Origin of the sequence: Nocardiopsis sp. TNDT3, from assembly GCF_003427465.1 — a bacterium.
In the GTDB taxonomy this organism is placed as follows: domain Bacteria; phylum Actinomycetota; class Actinomycetes; order Streptosporangiales; family Streptosporangiaceae; genus Nocardiopsis; species Nocardiopsis dassonvillei.
In genome coordinates this window covers 1-16,581 of the sequence record NZ_QPFC01000251.1, presented here as the reverse complement: position 1 = coordinate 16,581, position 16,581 = coordinate 1, and the positions used below count along the sequence as shown (strand labels likewise).

The following is a 16,581-nucleotide window of genomic DNA, read 5'->3' as shown; positions in this document are numbered from 1 at the left end:
GTGGACCGGGGGACCGGCCACCGGGGGCGGTGGCCGGGCGGAGCCGAAGGCGTCCTTCGGTCCGGGCCGGGACGTGTGCATCCTAGCTGTGAGTGGTGTCCCCTGGGCAGGTCAGACCGGGGGTAGCAGGGTGAATCGTCACTGTTTTGTGTCGGTTGTGCAGGAACTCATCCCGCACGTGACGCAATCGTGACGCCGTTCCCCGCGCGGTCGCGCCCCGCGCGGGGTAATGGGGCGTCCGTCGCGGGCGCCGCCGGATCAGAACATCGAGATGTGCACGTGGTCGAAGTGGTTCTCGGTGATGCTGCCGCGGTCGGCCATGTCGCGCCAGCCCTCGTCACCACGGCGGATGTCCCAGATCTGCTGCCGGTAGATGATGTACATGATGCCGAGGCGGTCGGCGTTCTCCTGGGCCCACTCGGCGATCGCGTAGCCGCGGTCGATCTGCTCCTGTGAGGGCGTGTTCCCGTTGGGGTCCACCATGAAGTCGCAGGCGCGGCCCTTGGGGTGCTCGCCGACCACCCAGCCGCCGACCTCCCGGTAGCAGCCCACGCCGCCCACGTCTGTGCCCTCGCCGAACTTCTCGATGATCAGCTCGCGCATCTGCTCGGTGCGCGGGGTGATGTTGTACTGGCCGCCCATCGGCTGCACGGGGTGGTCCGCGATCATCTCCTGGACCTCCTCGCGGCGCCCCTCCAGCTCGTCCAGGTCCTCCTCGGCCGCGGCCAGCTGCTCCTCGGCGTTCTGCTGCGCGGTCTCGTCGCGCTCCAGGGCCTCACTGAGCTGGTCGATCTTGTCCTGGTTGCTGGTGGACAGGTAGTTGATCACCACCGCGCGGTCGATGACCTCGTCGGGGTCGGCCTCGACGAACAGCGACATGGACAGGCCGATCCCGCTGCTGGTGTAGGTGGCCACCGCCAGGGCGCGCACCTGCTCGCGCGCCTCCTCCACGTCCTCGCGGGTGCTCTGGGCCCGTTCCTCGGCGCGCTCGGCCTCCTGGATGACGCCCTCCATGTCGCGCAGTTCGCCGTTGAACTCCTCGCTCAGGGCCTCCGCGCGATCCTGGAGGGCGCCCATGTCCTCCGGCTCGGCGGGCACCGGCGCCGCCACCGCCGTGCCCTGGGGCGCGAACAGGAAGCTCCCCAGCACGGCCACCGCCAGCGCGGCCACACGCCCGCGGCCCGGGCGCGCCGCGGCGGCGAGGAACCCCGCCAGGGCCCGGGCGCGGTCCGGCCAGCTGAGTTCGGGAGGGTCGGGAGCCCAGAAGTCGGCGAATTCGTCCACTCGGCTCAGGTCGTCGGGCTGCACGGTGTGGTCGCTCCTCGGGCCCGCGCGGCCCCCTGGCACGGGAGCGGAGCGGGCGCTGTTTCTCGTTGTTTCCCCAGGGGGCCGACAGCCGCGGGAGCGGCCTTCGGCCCTGGCCTCCCGCGCACACCCGTGAGCCGGGGGCGGGAGTAAAGGGACCGTCATGAGTGTAGGCACTCGCGCGGTTATTCGGGAGGGACGGGACGAATCCACCGTGCCACGGGAGCCCCGATGTGGTGGAGGTAACCCGGCGCGAACAGCGAAATCGGGTGAACCGACCCTTTTCCCCGTGGTTGAGTAGGAAACGTGAAGGCTCCCGTGCACGACCCAGCGACCACCGCTCCCACGCGGTCGGACACCGCCGAGCGGTGTCTTCCGCTGCCCGGCGGACGCTGTCGTGTCCGCCCGGTCCCGTGGACCCGCCCTCAGCCCCCGGACACCGGGGAGTAGGGGGAGACCGCCGCCGGGAGCGGCGCGTCCCCCGACCGGCCGCCCCGCGCGGGCGCGCCGCCACCGGCGCCCGCCCGACCACCGGCGCGCCGCCGCCCGCGCCCGCGGGGCGCTCCGTACGCTCGGACGCGGGCGACGGACCCGCGCCGGATCCCCGCCGGGCGCCACACCACCGCCAGACGTCGATGGGAACACCGTGATTGACGCAGTGGGCCTCCACAAGGCCTACAGGTTGAAGAAGCACCGGGTGACCGCTCTGGACGGGGTCGACCTGCACGTCGAGCCCGGCGAGATCTTCGGTGTGGTCGGCCAGAGCGGCGCGGGCAAGAGCACCCTGCTGCGCTCGGTCAACCTCCTGGAGCGCCCCGACGCCGGAACGGTCCGGGTCGACGGCGAGGAGCTCACCGCGCTGCGCGGCGCGCGGCTGCGGGTCGCCCGCCGCCGCATCGGCATGGTGCACCAGCACTTCGCCCTGCTGTCCTCGCGCACCGTCGCGGGCAACGTGGCCTTCCCCATGGAGGTCTCCGGCGTCGACCGCGCCCGCCGCAGGAGGCGCGTGGGCGAACTCCTCGAACTCGTGGGCCTGGGGGACAAGGCGCGCGCCTACCCCTCCCAGCTCTCCGGCGGCCAGAAGCAGCGGGTGGGCATCGCCCGCGCGCTGGCCTCCGACCCCAAGGTGCTGCTCAGCGACGAGGCCACCTCCGCGCTCGACCCGGCCACCACCGACGCCATCCTCGCCCTGCTGCGCCGCCTGCGCGACGAACTGGGCCTGACCATCCTGCTGATCACCCACGAGATGGACGTGATCAAGCGGATCTGCGACTCCGCGGCGATCATGGACAGCGGCGCGTTCCTGGAGTCGGGCCGGGTGCTCGACCTCATCGGCACCCCCGGCTCGCTGCTGGCGCGCTCGCTCTTCCCGCTGCCCGCGCACGGCGGACCCGACACGGTCTACGTCACCTACCCGCGTTCCTTCGACGAGCCGCTCATGTCCGAGCTGACCCGCCGCTTCGACGTGGACGTCAACATCCTGGGCGGCGGCGTGGAGGAGGTCGCCGGGCAGTCCGTGGGCCGCCTGAGCGTGGACCTGCGCGGCGACCGCCGCGACCAGGCGCTCGCCTACCTGTCCGAGCACGGCCTGCTGGTCGAGGAGGCCCGCAAGTGAGCACCAACCCCGCCGACGTCCTGCACCTGGCCGCCGCCACCGGGGCGGCCGGACCCTGGGACGCCGTCGTCGCGTTCGTCCAGGCCTGGCCCGCGATGTGGCCCGACCTGTGGCTGGGCACCCTGGACACCGTCTACATGGTGTGGTGGGCCACCGTCGTCAGCGTCCTGTTCGGCCTGCCGCTGGGCGTGCTGCTGGTGGCCACCGACCGGGGAGGGCTCATCCCCGCCCCCGCCGTGCGCGCCGTGCTCAGCGCCGTCGTCAACATCGGCCGCTCCCTGCCGTTCATCGTCCTGATGGTGGCCGTGCTCTCCCTGACCCGCCTGCTGGTGGGCACCACCCTGGGCCCCACGGCCGCGATCGTACCCCTGAGCATCGGCGCGATCCCCTTCTTCGCCCGCCTGGTGGAGACCTCCCTGCGCGAGGTGGACCGCGGGGTCGTGGAGGCCGCGCACGCCATGGGCACCCGCCGCGTCACCATCGTGGGCAAGGTGATGCTGCCCGAGGCCATGCCCGGCCTCATCGCGGGCCTGGTGATGACCGTGGTCACCCTCATCTCCTACTCGGCGATGGCCGGAGCCATCGGCGGCGGAGGCCTGGGCGACCTGGCCATCCGCGAGGGCTACCAGCGCTTCAACGACCACTACCTGTGGGCCACCGTCATCCTGCTCATCGTCATCGTGCAGATCGCGCAGAGCCTGGGCGACCTGCTGGTGCGCCGCCTGGCGCGGCGCTGACGCGACGGGGTACACACAGAGGACGACCCCCTCCCCCCACCAGTTGTCCCGGCGACACGGAGGGAGACGGCGATGACCGAGGACGCGAGGAGGCGCGCGGTGCGGGGCGCCGCCGCGGCGACGGCGGCGGCCCTGCTGGCGGCCTGCGGCAGCCCCAGCGAACGGGCCCGGGAGGAGACCGGCGGGGAGGACGTGACCGTCCTGAGGATCGGCGCCACGCCGATGCCGCACGCCGAGATCCTGGAGTTCGTGGACGAGAACCTGGCGGCCGACGCGGGGCTGGCCCTGGACGTGTCCGTGTACACCGACTACAACCAGCCCAACGCGGCGCTGGCCGAGGGCGAACTGCACGCCAACTACTACCAGACGCGGCCGTTCCTGGAGGAGTACCTCCAGGGCAACCCGGACGCGGACCTGAGCTACGTGACGGACGTGCACCTGGAGGCCTTCGGCGTCTACTCGCAGGAGCTGACCGACCTGGCCGACCTGCCCGAGGGCGCGCAGATCGGCGTGCCCAACGACACCTCCAACATGGGCCGGGCCCTGGACCTGCTCGACACCGAGGGCGTCATCACCCTGGCCGACACGGGCGAGGAGGCGCCCTCGGTCGACGACATCGAGGACAACCCGCTCGACGTCACGGTCACCCCGGTGGAGGCCGCCCAGCTGCCGCGCTCGCTCCAGGACCTGGACGCGGCGGTGGTCAACGGCAACTACGCCCTGGAGGCCGACCTGGTCTCCACCGCCAACGTGCTGGCCTGGGAGGAGACCGAGGACAACCCCTACGCCAACGGGCTGGTGGTGGCCACGCACGACATCGGCGACGAGGAGATCGCCCGGCTCGACGAACTCCTGCACAGCGACGAGGTGCGCGCGTTCATGGAGGAGCGCTGGGAGGGCGTCGTGGTCCCCGTCGGCGGGGAGGGCGACTGAGGGCGGCCCCGGGCGGCTCCGCGGGCCGCACCGCGGGGTTTCGCCGCGCGGAGGCCGCGCCGCGGGGCCGCTTCCGGGACGCCCGGGCGGGGCGTTCCGGAACCGTCCCCGTCACCGCCTGCCCGTAACGTTTGGATTGCGGTGACAAGGCTGTTGATTGACATCAAGGTACTTCTCTGTTTCTTTTATGGGAGCGCTCCCAAAACGATGTCCCCTCGTCATGGAAGGTGCGTACACCAGCAGTGAACAACCGCAACGATTTCCCTGAGGGCTTCCTCTGGGGGGCGGCCACCGCCTCGTTCCAGATCGAAGGCGCCACGACCGCCGACGGCCGCGGCCGCAGCATCTGGGACACCTTCGCCGAGACGCCCGGCAAGGTCCTGGGCGGAGACACCGGCGACCCCGCCGACGACCACTACAACCGCTACGCCGACGACGTCGCGCTCATGACCCAGCTCAACCTGGGCGCGTACCGCTTCTCCGTCGCCTGGCCGCGGATCATCCCCGAGGGCACCGGCGCCGTGAACCAGGCCGGGATCGACTTCTACGACCGCTTGGTGGACACCCTCCTGGCGGCCGGGATCCAGCCCTGGGCGACCCTCTACCACTGGGACCTGCCCCAGCCGCTGGAGGACGCGGGGGGCTGGCCCCACCGCGACACCGCCTACCGCTTCCGCGACTACGCCCAGGTCGTGGCCGAGGCCCTCGGCGACCGCGTCAGCAACTGGATGACCATCAACGAGCCCTGGTGCTCGGCCTTCCTCGGCTACGAGAACGGTCACCACGCGCCGGGCCACAAGGACCCGGCCGCGGCCCTGGCCGCCGCCCACCACCTGCTGCTGGGCCACGGCCTGGCCGCCGAGGCGATCCGCTCCACCGGCCACCCCGCCCGGGTGGGCCTCGCCCACAACCAGGCGGTCATCCGGCCCCACGGCCCCAGCGCCGCGGACGCCCGCGCCGCCCGCCGCGCCGACGGCGTGCGCAACCGCATCTTCACCGACCCCCTGCTCAAGGGCCGCTACCCCGCGGACGTCAGGGAGGACCTCGCCGGCGTCAGCGACTTCTCCTTCATCCAGGACGGCGACCTGGAGATCACCTCCGCCCCCCTGGACTTCCTGGGCGTCAACTACTACTCGCCCGAGTTCGTCGCCGCCTCGGCCAAGGGCCTGGACCCCGCGCTGGTCAGCGGCGAGGGCGGCGCGTGGCTCGGCGCCGAGCCCGAGGAGGTGCACGTCTCGCAGGGGCTGCCCGTCACGCACATGGGCTGGGAGATCGACCCCACCGGCCTGTACGACGTGCTCTCCCGCCTGGCGGGGGAGAGCGGCGGCATCGACCTCTACGTCACCGAGAACGGGTGCGCCTTCGAGGACACCGTCACCGAGGCCGGCGAGGTCAACGACACCGACCGGATCGACTACTACGAGGGCCACCTGAGGGCGGCCAAGGAGGCCGTCCTGGCCGGAGTGCCCCTGCGGGGTTACTTCGCCTGGTCGCTCCTGGATAATTTCGAGTGGGCGTGGGGGTACTCCCGCCGGTTCGGCATCGTGCACGTCGACTACGAGACGCAGCGCAGGATCATCAAGGACAGCGGTCACTGGTACGCCGAACTGGCCAAGACGGGGCAGTTCCCCGAGCGCCAGTAACGCGTCCGGCGGACGCCGCCCGCCGCGTGGCGGGCGCCCCGCCGAGCACGTCCTGGATTGCGCCGGACCGCGGAAGGACCGTGGGGTGTCCCAAGGGGCACCCCACACAGTCGTTCCGGGCGGGTATGACCGTGGATGCCCGTCGCACACGCCGCCGCCCCGGGGAAGCAGCCCCCGGGACGGCGGGACACGATCCCAGAGGGAGCCTCGAAGTGGCCAAGACCGGTGCTGGTCGGAAGCGTCCGACCCTGGAGATGGTGGCGCAGCGCGCCGGGGTCGGACGAGGGACCGTCTCGCGGGTGATCAACGGGTCCGCGCAGGTGAGCCCCCGCACCCGGGAGGCCGTGCACGCCGCGATCGCCGAACTCGGCTACAGCCCGAACCAGGCCGCGCGCACCCTGGTCACCAGGCGCACCGACACGATCGCGCTGGTCGTCTCCGAGCCCCGGGACCGGCTGTTCTCCGACCCCTTCTTCGCCGACATCATCCGCGGAGTGAGCTCGGTCCTGCACGAGCGCGACCTGCAGCTCATGCTCACCACGGCCCGGACCGAGGCCGAGCACAAGCGCGTGGGCGACTACCTCAGCGGCTTCCACGTGGACGGCGCGCTGCTGATCTCCCTGCACAGCGACAATCCGCTCTCGGCCCGTCTGGACGAGGCCGGGGTGCCGGTCGTCCACGGCGGTCGCCCGCACTCGCCCGAACAGCCCGCGCCCTACTGCGTCGACATCGACAACATCGGCGGGGCCCGGATGGCCATCCGCCACCTCCTGGAGCGCGGATGCCGACGGGTGGCCGCCATCACCGGCCCCCTGGACATGAACGCCGGTGTGGAGCGCCTGCGCGGCTACCGCGAGGTCATGGCCGCCGCCGGACTGGAGGTGGACGACAGGCTCGTCGTGCAGGGCGACTTCAGCGTGGAGGGGGGAGCCGAGGCGATGGAGCGGCTCCTGGGCACCGGGCTGGAGCCCGACGCGGTGTTCGCGGCCTCCGACATGATGGCGCTCGGCGGGCTGCGGGTGCTGCGCGCACGCGGCCTGAGAGTTCCTGAGGACGTGGCCCTGGTGGGTTACGACGACACCGTCATGGCCCAGCACAGCGACCCGCCGCTGACCACCATCCACCAGCCCACGGTGCAGATGGGGCAGGAGATGGCGCGGCTGCTGGTGGACGTGGCGATCCCCCGCACGACGGAGGCCGAGACCGTCATGCTCGGCACCCACCTGGTCGTGCGCGAGTCCGGCTGAGCCGCGGGGCCTCCCGGAGCCGCCGGGGCCCGCGCGCACCCTCCCGCAGCGCTCTGACCCGCCCGTTCACGCCCTCCCGGGTGGACGCGGCGCGGTGACTGTGCAAGGCTGGTCGCGATTTCGCGGGAGACGGTGGGAGCGCATGGAGCGGGAACCGACACACAGCAGGTGTGCGATTTCCTCGTGCGGATGGTGCGAGCGGGACGGCGTCGAGTGCCGGTTCTGCTCCGGCACGGGCTGGTGGCGACCCGAGCGGCCGCACCGCGACGGCAGCGGGGTGATCGTCTGGCTGCGCGTCGACGAGCCCTGCCGCGGGTGCGCGGGCACGGGCAAGGAGCACAGTCCCACCGCCGTCCTCTGAGCGGGGGCGCGACGCCCCTTCCGCGGTGGACAAGGAGAAGCACATGCGCTGGGTGACCTACCTGTCGCCGAGCGGCGGCAGCGAGCGCGTCGGAGCCCTGGACGACGGCGACGTGCTGGGCAGCCCCGACCCCGTCCGCCTCGCCGACCTGCTGGAGGCGGGTGGCGACGCCCTGGCCGGGGCCCACGAACGCGCCGTCGCCGCGCCGATCGAGATCATCGTCGAGCCGGAGGCGCGCATGTGCGCCCCGCTGGTCCCCGCCGAGCCGGTGCCGGTCCGGGCGGGCGACGACGTCTGGCGGATCCCCCCGGAACTGGTGCGGGGCTCGGACGACGCCGTGCCGCCCCGGGCGAGTTCGGCCCGCGTGGGCGTGGCCGCCGTCGCCGGGGGAGGGGCGTCGGTGAGCGCCTACACGCCCGCCTGCCTGTGGTTGGACGGCGAGGGGCAGCCGGTGCAGCTGACCCTGGGACCGGTGCTGACCACCGCCGACGAGGTGCCCGGGGAGCCGCTGAACGTGAGCGCCTCGGTGGAGGAGGGGGAGCTGGGCCGGGGCCTGGCCGACCCCGCGCACGAGTGGCTGGTGTCGGGCCCCGGGCGGGTGCGCGCGCTGCTGCCGGTGGCGACACCGCCGCTGGAGACCGACGACGAGCTGTTCGTGGACGCCGACGTCCTGGGCACCTTCGAGGTCCGGGTCGGCTCCCAGGTCTGACCGCGACCGCGGCGCTCCCCGGTGGGCCGGCCAGAAACGCTGTTGGCGTGTCACGGCAGTCCCGACCCGCGGTGATCCCGTACCGGTGGCCGTGGTCGGCGTCCGGAGCCCGCCACGGGTACGGGATCCCGGCGGAAGGGGCGGGCCCCGGCGCACCCTGGTGGTCAGGCGCTACGGCGTGAACTCCCAGTGCCAGGGTTCGAAGCCGCCCCGGGCCCAGGGCGGGTTGTGCCAACCGTGGTCGGGCGCGTGGGCCAGCATCCACTGGTGCTCGGCGGTGCCGAGTCGGTTCACGCCGCCGCACAGGTCCACGGCCAGACCCAGGCCGTGCTGGCTGGTGCCGGGCCGGGCGGCCATACCGGGCACCATCTCCTGGAACAGGCGCACCTGCTCGTGGTAGGGCCGGTAGGAGTCGGCCACGCACATCGGCCGTCCGAACGCCTCACGGTAGTCCCCGTCGAGTTCGATGAAGGCCTCGGCCGCGTCGGCGCGCAGCCGCTCGCCGGGCTGGGGCAGGGGGCACAGCACCGACTCCGGGATCCGCCCGTTGGCGTGAGCGGTCGCGACGCCCCCGGTGCAACCCCGGTCGGCGCCCTCCGCGGACGGAGCCTCCTCCCCGCCCTCCTGCTCCTCCGCCGAAACGGCGGTGACGGCGGACTCCGCCGACCCCCCGGAGGAGTTCGCCGCCCGCGCGTCGCGCAGGGCCTCCTCACGGCGCCTCTCGGCGGCCTCGGCGTCGCGCACCTCCGCGAGCCGGGCCTCCAGCCGGGTCTGCTCCTCCAGCAACTCCTCCAGTGCCGCCTCCTGGTCGGCCACGGCCTCCACCGCGTCCTCCCGGGCGCTCCTGGCGTCCTCGACCGCCTCGGCCTGCTCCGTCCGCGCGGTCTCGGCGATCCCGGCGAGGGTGTCGGTGGCCACCCGAGCGGCCTCGGCGCGGCCCACGTCGGCCTCCCGGTGCGAACCGAGCAGGGTGAGGTAGGCGCCCCGTTCGAGCATCCCGGTGGGCCCCTCGGGTCCGGCCCAGGCGTTGACCATGCCCAGCTCGCCGCCCTTGTAGGCGGTGGCGGCCTGCCGGGCGGCGGCCAGGCGGGCCGTCTCGCCGCGCTCGTCGGCCTCCCCCGCGCGCTCCTGCGCCTCGCGGCTGCGCTCGGTCAGCTCGGTGAGGCGTTCGCGCTCGGCCTCGTAGTGCTCGATCTTCTCCGACGCCTCCTGGCGCAGGGTCTCCATGCCCGCGCGCAGCGCGGCCAGTTCCACCCGAACGCTCCCCAGCGCGCTCCCCGACGCGTCGCCGTCGGAGGCGGCGCCGGGCGCGGCGGTGGAGAGGCAGAGCAGCACCGCGAGGCCGGCCGGGAGCGCGGTACTGACCGAAAAGGCGCGTACGGAGGGTCCGCGGGTTTTCCCGTGAGCGGGACCCTCCGTTTTCGTTTTGTCACCGAGAGTGTGTGATCCAGGACATGACGAGGTACGCATTTCCGCTTCCTCCCCGGGACCTGCGTCTACCGTCTTGTCACGATGTCATGTCGGTGGGGTGTTGGTGGGGAAGCTGGCGGTGTGTCCAAAAAGTTACCTCAGTCCCGGGGTGGTTTCGGACGCTATCCCTGACCTGGTGCATCGGCCATAATGCCGACAATGGCGGGCATTATGTACCGGTCGAGGGAAGAAGATCCCACCGATCGCCGTCAAACGGCCGAAGCGAGTCCTTCGCGCCCATTGGTACGCTATCCACCGCACGCGCACCTACGGAGATCTTCGGGTGCGCGGCTCCTCTCATCCCAGGCGAGTCCAGCGGACAGTCTTCACATCTCCCCACATTCCCGCCGCTTCCGGCTCGGCGGACCACCTGGTCTGTACCGATTTCCCCGAAGAGCCTTCGGTTGGAGCGGTCAACCCTGGGGTCCAACCAGCCGCCCGAAGCGGTGACACGAAAGGTTGCGAGGGTCCGTGTCGACACGAGCGACGAAAAACGGGGCCGGCGCGCAGAGCGAGGCAGCGCAGGCCGAACATGCCGATGCCACGCCCAAGCGCAGAGCCGACTGGTGGCGGCCACGTAACTGGCGGGTGCGCTCCCGACTGGTGGCCCTCATCGTCATCCCCACCGCGGTAGCCCTGGCACTCGGCGGCCTGCGGGTCTACGAGGCGGCGGTCTCCACCGTCACCCACGCGCACATCCAGGACCGCGCCGAGGTCGGCGTCCTCATCGTGGAGCTGGCCAACCAGCTGGGCCACGAGCGCAGCGCCAGCGCTGTCTACATCTCCGACAACGCCGACCCCGCGCGGCGCTCGGACGAGCTGCGCCAGCGGATGGAGGAGGAGCGCGACGCCTCCCGCGACCTCCAGCAGACCCTCACCGCCCGCCTGGACGACATGGGAGAGGTGGACACCGAGACCGCGTCGAGCCGCCTGTCCAGCATGCGCAGCCAGCTCTCCACGCTGGACGCCCTGCGCACCGAGGTCGACGAGACCCGTATCACCGTCCTGCCGGTGGTCACCAAGTACCGCACGATCACCCGCTCGCTGGCCGAGTTCAACCAGACGATGGCGGACGAGACCGGCGACACCGACCTGCGCGAGAGCGTGCGCACGCTGACCGCGCTCTCCACCGCCCGGGACCAGCTCTCCTACGAGACCGCGCTGATGGGCCACTCCCTGGCCCGCAACACGATGACCGGCGGTATCGCCGAGGCCATCGACTCCGCTCGCGCCCGCTACGAGAGCGAGATCTCCAACTTCGTCCAGGCCGCCTCCGAGGAGCAGCGGCAGATCTTCGACGACAACTTCACCGGTCTGGAGGTCAGCCAGGTCTCCACGATGCGCATGCGCGTGATGTACCGCGCCGACCGCGGCGACGACCTCACCGGTGTGACCGCCAACGACGGCCCCGAGGACTACCGCGAGATCGCCGACGTGGCCCTGGGACGCCTCCAGACGGTCGAGGAGGGCATCGCCGAGGGCATCGCGGCCGACGCCAACACCCTGCGCGACGAGGCCATGGGCCGCGCCCTGATCGACCTCTTCGTCGTCGCGGGCGTGCTCCTGGCGGTCTTCGTCCTCACCTCCCTCGTGGTCCGCTCCCTGGTGCGCCCCCTGCGCGCCCTGGAGGACGGCGCGCGCCGGGTCGCCGAGCGCGACCTGCCCGACGCGATCAACCGGATGCAGGAGGCCGGGACGGTCCCCGAGAACGTCAAGGTCACCCCGATCGAGGTCGACACGCACGACGAGATCGGCGAGGTGGCCCGCGCCTTCGACGACGTCCACCGCGTCGCGCTCACCCTGGCCTCCGACGAGGCCGCGCTGCGCAGCAACGTCAACGCGATGTTCGTCAACCTGTCCCGCCGCAGCCAGACCCTGGTGGAACGGCAGCTGCGCCTCATCGACGGCCTGGAGCAGTCCGAGCAGGACGCGGACCGCCTCTCCGACCTGTTCCAGCTGGACCACCTCGCCACGCGCATGCGCCGCAACAACGAGAACCTGCTGGTCCTGTCCGGCCAGGACAACACCCGCAAGTGGGCCCAGCCCGTCCCGCTGGTCGACGTCCTGCGCGGCGCCGTCTCCGAGGTCGAGCAGTACGAGCGCGTCAACGTCCGCGCCCCCTCCCACATCTCGGTGCTCGGCCGCCCCGTCAACGACGTCATCCACCTGGTCGCCGAGCTGGTGGAGAACGCCACCTCGTTCTCCCCGCACGACACCGAGGTCCTGGTCAGCGCCAAGACCCTCGACAACGGCGGCGTCCAGGTCGACGTCACCGACAGCGGCATCGGCATGGCGCCCGAGGACATGGCGGCGATCAACGCCCGCCTGGCCGCCCCGCCGGTCATCGACGTCGCGGTCTCGCGCCGCATGGGCCTGTTCGTGGTCTCGCGCCTGGCCCACCGCCACGGCGTCAGGCTGCGCCTTGAGGAGGCGCACGGCGGCGGGACCACCGCGCACGTCATCTTCCCGCCGGACCTGCTGATCACCCCGGTCGAGGGCCAGCACGCCCTGGGCGGCGCGGACAGCCGTCCCGAGCTCACCTCGGGTGCGCCCAACACCTACGCCGACGCCGAGGCGGCCTTCGCCTCCACCCCGGCGCCCGTCGAGCCGAACGACCCCTGGCAGACCCAGGAGAGCGGCAGCGTCCCGGGCGACCTGGGCGGCCTGCCCAGGCGCCAGACCACCGGCTCCCACACCGAGGAGCACCCGCCCAGCGGCCAGGACCTGTGGGGCAACACCGGCACCGGTTCGGTGTGGGACACCACCAGGGGAGCCGGGACCACCGGCTCCCCCTCCGGCGGAGCCAACGGCCGGCCCGTGGTCGACCCCTACGACGCCTCCGAGGACGACGAGCCCCAGCGCCCGCAGCCCGAGACCGGCGGACGCAACTTCTTCGACCCGAGCCCCCGCGGCGACTCCTTCGGCGGCGGCTCCGTGGGCCGCTCGACGGACACCGGGTCCTTCAGCAGGCCCTCCGACACGGGGTCCTTCCGCCGTCCCACCGGCGACACGGGCGAGTTCCGCCGACCCGACACCGGCGCGTTCCGTTCCACGGCGAACGAGTCCTACGACGCGTTCGGCGGCGCCGGCGCGCAGTCGGGCGGCCACACCGGAGCCCCCGCCGACAACGGCGCGTCCGCGGGCAACGGGGCCTTCTCCGGCAACGGCTCGGGCCACGCGTTCGGCGGCCGCGACATGGGCGCCCACGAGCGCCCCGCGGCCCGCGAGCGCGACGACAACACCGAGACCTTCCCGGCGATCCCCTCGTCCCAGGACGGCGGGAACTGGCGCTCCGGCGGTATCGACTCCCGCGAGGGGTACGGCTCGACCGCCTACCTCTCCCGCCGCTACGGTGGCGCCCAGGGGCCGAACAACACCGTCGTGCCTCCCACCCCGTCGGGTGAGGAGAGCGACTCGCTGCCGATCTTCGACGCGATCGAGTCCAACTGGTTCAAGCGCCGCACCGGCGGCCCCACGGTGGACACGACCGAGACCGGCCCGATCCAGCAGGTCCCGGCGGCCCAGGAGCAGCGCTCCCCGGCCAGCACCGACCAGGCCCCCCGCTCCACCCAGGAGTGGACCTCCGAGGCCGACCGCGGCTGGAAGGCCGCGCGGACCGCGGCGGAGCCCAAGGCGGACGGACTGACCCCCTCGGGCTTGCCAAAACGCGTTCCCAAGGCAAACCTTGTTCCGGGGACGGCGCCCAAGCCGGAGAACTTCAAGCAGATGCCCACGCGCAGCGCGGACCGCGTCCGCAACCGCTTCTCCGGCTTCCAGAAGGGCGTCCGCGAGGGACGGGACCGACTCGGGGAAGGCTCGACGGAGGGGTGACCTCAGTGGAACCTGGCGGGACGGGGTCCCCCTTAATCCCGGGGGCTGGATGCAATAGCATCTACCGAGCTTCTCGGACGCGTCTTACCCACAGCTCGACGAGAGCAGAACACCAGACTCCCGGCCACCCCCACGGGAGGGGCCGGGCAGTTCGTAGAGGCAGTGCTGTCACATGCCGTGCCGGCGGTAGCAGTGCCCAGAGACCAGCCGGCGAAACTGGACAGGAGATCAGATGAGTCGACAGGTGAATGAACTCAACTGGTTGATCACTGACTTTGCCGACCGTGTCCCCGATGTCGCCCACGCGATCGTCGTCTCCTCTGACGGCCTTCCGTTGGCCTCGTCGGCGGGCTTCCCAGCGGACCGGGCCGACCAGCTGGCGGCCATCGCCTCCGGTCTGTCGAGCCTGACGCAGGGTGCTGCCCGGGTGTTCGAGGGTGGAGCGGTCGCCCAGACCGTCGTGGAGATGGAGCGGGGGCTGATGCTCATCATGGCCATCAGCGACGGCTCCTGCCTGGCGGTCCTGGCGTCGGCTGAGAGCGACCTGGGTCTGGTCGCGTACGAGATGACCCTGCTCGTCGAGCGGGCGGGGCGGGCGCTGACACCAACGGCGCGCACCTCGGGAATCCACTGAACCACCACCGACAGGAGGAAGTGGTGGCACCTCACAGTAGAGATGCCGGGAGCGCCTCGTGGTTCGGACAACAGCCGAGCGGTCCCCCCACGGGGGGAATGCCGGCGGTTCCGGGCGGCGGAGATGTTCCCCGACCAATCCAACAACCATACGACCAACGATCCGCTGCGGGGAGCGCGCCCAGTTCTCTGGTCCGTCCCTACGCGGTGACCAAGGGCCGCACCAAGCCGAAGTCGCAGCTTCCCCTGGAAGCCCTGATCTCGGCCACCGCGGCGGCCCGCAACGAGTCTGGGACGCTGACGCCCGAATGGCAGGCGATCAGCGACCTGTGCCGGGAATGGCGTTCCGTGGCGGAGATCTCCGCGCTGTTGCGGATGCCGCTCGGTGTGGCGCGGGTGCTTGTGGCGGACATGTCCGAGCAGGGACTGGTCCAGATCAGGTCCTCGCTCAACAACGACGCCCGTCCCAACACCAACCTGCTTGAAAGGGTGCTCAGTGGACTTCGCAAGCTCTAGCCCAGCCGAGGAAGGCGGTGCTGGGGGGAACGCGATGACGTCGGTCAAGATCGTCGTCGCCGGGGGCTTCGGTGTCGGGAAGACGACATTCGTTGGCTCCGTCTCCGAGATCGTGCCGCTGACCACCGAGGCGGTCATGACCAGCGCCAGCGTCGGGGTGGACGACCTCGCAAAGACGCCGGACAAGCAGACCACCACCGTGGCGATGGACTTCGGCCGCGTCTCCCTCGACTCCGACCTGATCCTGTACCTGTTCGGCACCCCCGGACAGCACCGGTTCTGGTTCATGTGGGACGACCTGGTCAAGGGCGCCATCGGCGCCGTCGTCCTGGTGGACACCCGCCGTCTGGCGGACTGCTTCCCCGCGATCGACTACTTCGAGGAGGCGCGTCTGCCCTTCATCGTGGGGATCAACGGGTTCGACGGCTACTACCCCCACGCGGCCGACGAGGTCCGGGACGCGCTGACGCTCAGCCCGGAGATCCCGATCGTCCAGGTGGACGCCCGTGACAAGGCCTCCACCAAGTCGACGCTCATCACCCTCGTCGAGCACGCCATCACGGTGGGGGACCCCGAGGGCGCGGCCGGACAGCCCACTTCCACGGGCGGCCAGAGCTCCTGGCGCTAGGAGGGCCACCCGGGCCGGGGTCCCGCACAGAGCACGGCCCGGTTCCCGTCGGACGGGAACCGGGCGTCCGTGCTGGCATCATGGCGCCATGAGCTCTTCCTCCCAGCCCGACCCAGAGGCGATGACCCGGCGGTTCCGCGAGGTGGCCGAGCGCGTGCTCGACTCCCTGCTCCACGACGCCCCCGAGTGGGCGCTGGACCTGGGCGACACCCGTGGCGCCTCCCGTCTGTCCGACCACTCGGCCGAGGCCGACGTGCGCCGCGTCTCCGTGCTCACCGACGCCCTCGGATCCCTGGACGAGATCGACCCCGACCTCATCCCGGCCGGCGACCGGGTCGACCTGGAGGTGCTGCGGACCCGCGTCAGCGCCGACCTGTGGCACACCGCGGAACTGCGCCCGCACACGTGGGATCCGCTGCTGTACTCGCCGGGCGAGGCCCTGCACGCCCTCGTGGAGCGTGAGGTCCTGCCCCTCCCCGAACGCCTGTCGGCGCTCGCCGCGCGCTGCGCGGCCCTGCCCGTCCACCTCGCCACCGCGCGCTCGCGCCTGTCGGAGGGCCCCGGCATGCCCCGCGTGCACGTGGAGACGGCCCTGGCCCAGGCGGCCGGGGCCCGCGCCATGCTCACCTCCGACGTGCCCGCCCCGGCCGAGGGAGCGCCCTCCGCCCTGGAACCGGCCCGCGAGGCCGCCCTGGCCGCCGTGGAGGAGCACGCCGCCTGGCTGCGGGACCGTCTGGAGACCGCCACCGCCGACCCCCGTCTGGGCGAGCGCGACTTCGCCGCCCAGCTCTGGTACACCCTCGACTCCGAGCTCTCGCCCGAGGCGCTGCTGGTGCGCGCCGAGAGCGACCTGCTGGCCACGGAGGAGGCGATCGCCGAGACGGCGGCCGAGTACCTGGGCGGGGCGCGCCGCCGGGAGGGGGGTGGCCGAGGCGCTCGCCGAGCTGGCCGCA

14 protein-coding genes are annotated in these 16,581 nt (G+C 72.2%); 12 read left to right on the top strand and 2 right to left on the bottom strand.

Annotated features, from left to right (window positions below; all coding sequences use genetic code 11):
- Window positions 1–258: 258 nt before the first annotated feature.
- On the bottom strand, window positions 259–1,308 hold the full coding sequence (locus DQW06_RS06905) for a hypothetical protein (protein WP_117198161.1): 1,050 nt from the start codon (window positions 1,306–1,308) through the stop codon (window positions 259–261).
- 655 nt (window positions 1,309–1,963) lie between these two features.
- Here DQW06_RS06905 and DQW06_RS06900 point away from each other — a divergent pair.
- From DQW06_RS06900 to DQW06_RS06870, 7 genes are all read left to right on the top strand, one after another.
- The gene (locus tag DQW06_RS06900; RefSeq protein WP_041552331.1) at window positions 1,964–2,920 is read left to right on the top strand and encodes a methionine ABC transporter ATP-binding protein; all 957 of its coding nucleotides are present in this window, start codon (window positions 1,964–1,966) and stop codon (window positions 2,918–2,920) included.
- Window positions 2,917–3,657, top strand: coding sequence for a methionine ABC transporter permease (locus DQW06_RS06895; protein WP_013151857.1), 741 nt, complete (start codon window positions 2,917–2,919; stop codon window positions 3,655–3,657). The genes DQW06_RS06900 and DQW06_RS06895 overlap by 4 nt, the downstream gene beginning before the upstream one ends.
- Window positions 3,658–3,729: 72 nt before the next feature.
- Complete coding sequence (locus DQW06_RS06890; RefSeq protein ID WP_013151858.1) at window positions 3,730–4,590, top strand: MetQ/NlpA family ABC transporter substrate-binding protein; 861 nt, start codon at window positions 3,730–3,732, stop codon at window positions 4,588–4,590.
- 242 nt (window positions 4,591–4,832) lie between these two features.
- Window positions 4,833–6,233 (top strand): GH1 family beta-glucosidase, encoded by a 1,401-nt coding sequence (locus DQW06_RS06885; RefSeq protein WP_013151859.1) that lies wholly within the window; start codon window positions 4,833–4,835, stop codon window positions 6,231–6,233.
- A 212-nt stretch (window positions 6,234–6,445) separates the two neighbouring features.
- A complete protein-coding gene (locus DQW06_RS06880; protein WP_013151860.1) occupies window positions 6,446–7,480 on the top strand; it encodes a LacI family DNA-binding transcriptional regulator in 1,035 nt (344 codons plus the stop codon).
- A 142-nt stretch (window positions 7,481–7,622) separates the two neighbouring features.
- Window positions 7,623–7,841, top strand: coding sequence for a hypothetical protein (locus tag DQW06_RS06875; protein WP_013151861.1), 219 nt, complete (start codon window positions 7,623–7,625; stop codon window positions 7,839–7,841).
- 43 nt (window positions 7,842–7,884) lie between these two features.
- Window positions 7,885–8,550, top strand: a complete 666-nt coding sequence (locus DQW06_RS06870) for a hypothetical protein (RefSeq protein ID WP_013151862.1) — start codon at window positions 7,885–7,887, stop codon at window positions 8,548–8,550.
- A gap of 171 nt (window positions 8,551–8,721) precedes the next feature.
- Here the strand turns inward: DQW06_RS06870 and DQW06_RS06865 are convergent, their stop codons facing one another.
- Window positions 8,722–9,804 carry a M15 family metallopeptidase gene (locus DQW06_RS06865; RefSeq protein WP_071623150.1) on the bottom strand — a complete coding sequence of 361 codons (1,083 nt, stop codon included), beginning with the start codon at window positions 9,802–9,804 and terminating at the stop codon, window positions 8,722–8,724.
- 804 nt (window positions 9,805–10,608) lie between these two features.
- Between DQW06_RS06865 and DQW06_RS06860 the strand changes: the two genes are divergently transcribed.
- The 5 genes from DQW06_RS06860 to DQW06_RS06840 form a co-directional block, all read left to right on the top strand.
- The gene (locus DQW06_RS06860; protein ID WP_198048860.1) at window positions 10,609–13,851 is read left to right on the top strand and encodes a nitrate- and nitrite sensing domain-containing protein; all 3,243 of its coding nucleotides are present in this window, start codon (window positions 10,609–10,611) and stop codon (window positions 13,849–13,851) included.
- A 232-nt stretch (window positions 13,852–14,083) separates the two neighbouring features.
- Window positions 14,084–14,485, top strand: a complete 402-nt coding sequence (locus DQW06_RS06855; RefSeq protein WP_013151865.1) for a roadblock/LC7 domain-containing protein — start codon at window positions 14,084–14,086, stop codon at window positions 14,483–14,485.
- A gap of 98 nt (window positions 14,486–14,583) precedes the next feature.
- On the top strand, window positions 14,584–15,000 hold the full coding sequence (locus tag DQW06_RS06850; protein ID WP_223839293.1) for a DUF742 domain-containing protein: 417 nt from the start codon (window positions 14,584–14,586) through the stop codon (window positions 14,998–15,000).
- Window positions 15,001–15,034: 34 nt separating this feature from the next.
- Complete coding sequence (locus tag DQW06_RS06845; protein WP_013151867.1) at window positions 15,035–15,628, top strand: ATP/GTP-binding protein; 594 nt, start codon at window positions 15,035–15,037, stop codon at window positions 15,626–15,628.
- Window positions 15,629–15,716: 88 nt separating this feature from the next.
- The coding region (locus DQW06_RS06840) for a DUF885 family protein (RefSeq protein WP_117198162.1) at window positions 15,717–16,581 on the top strand (865 nt) is incomplete at its 3' end.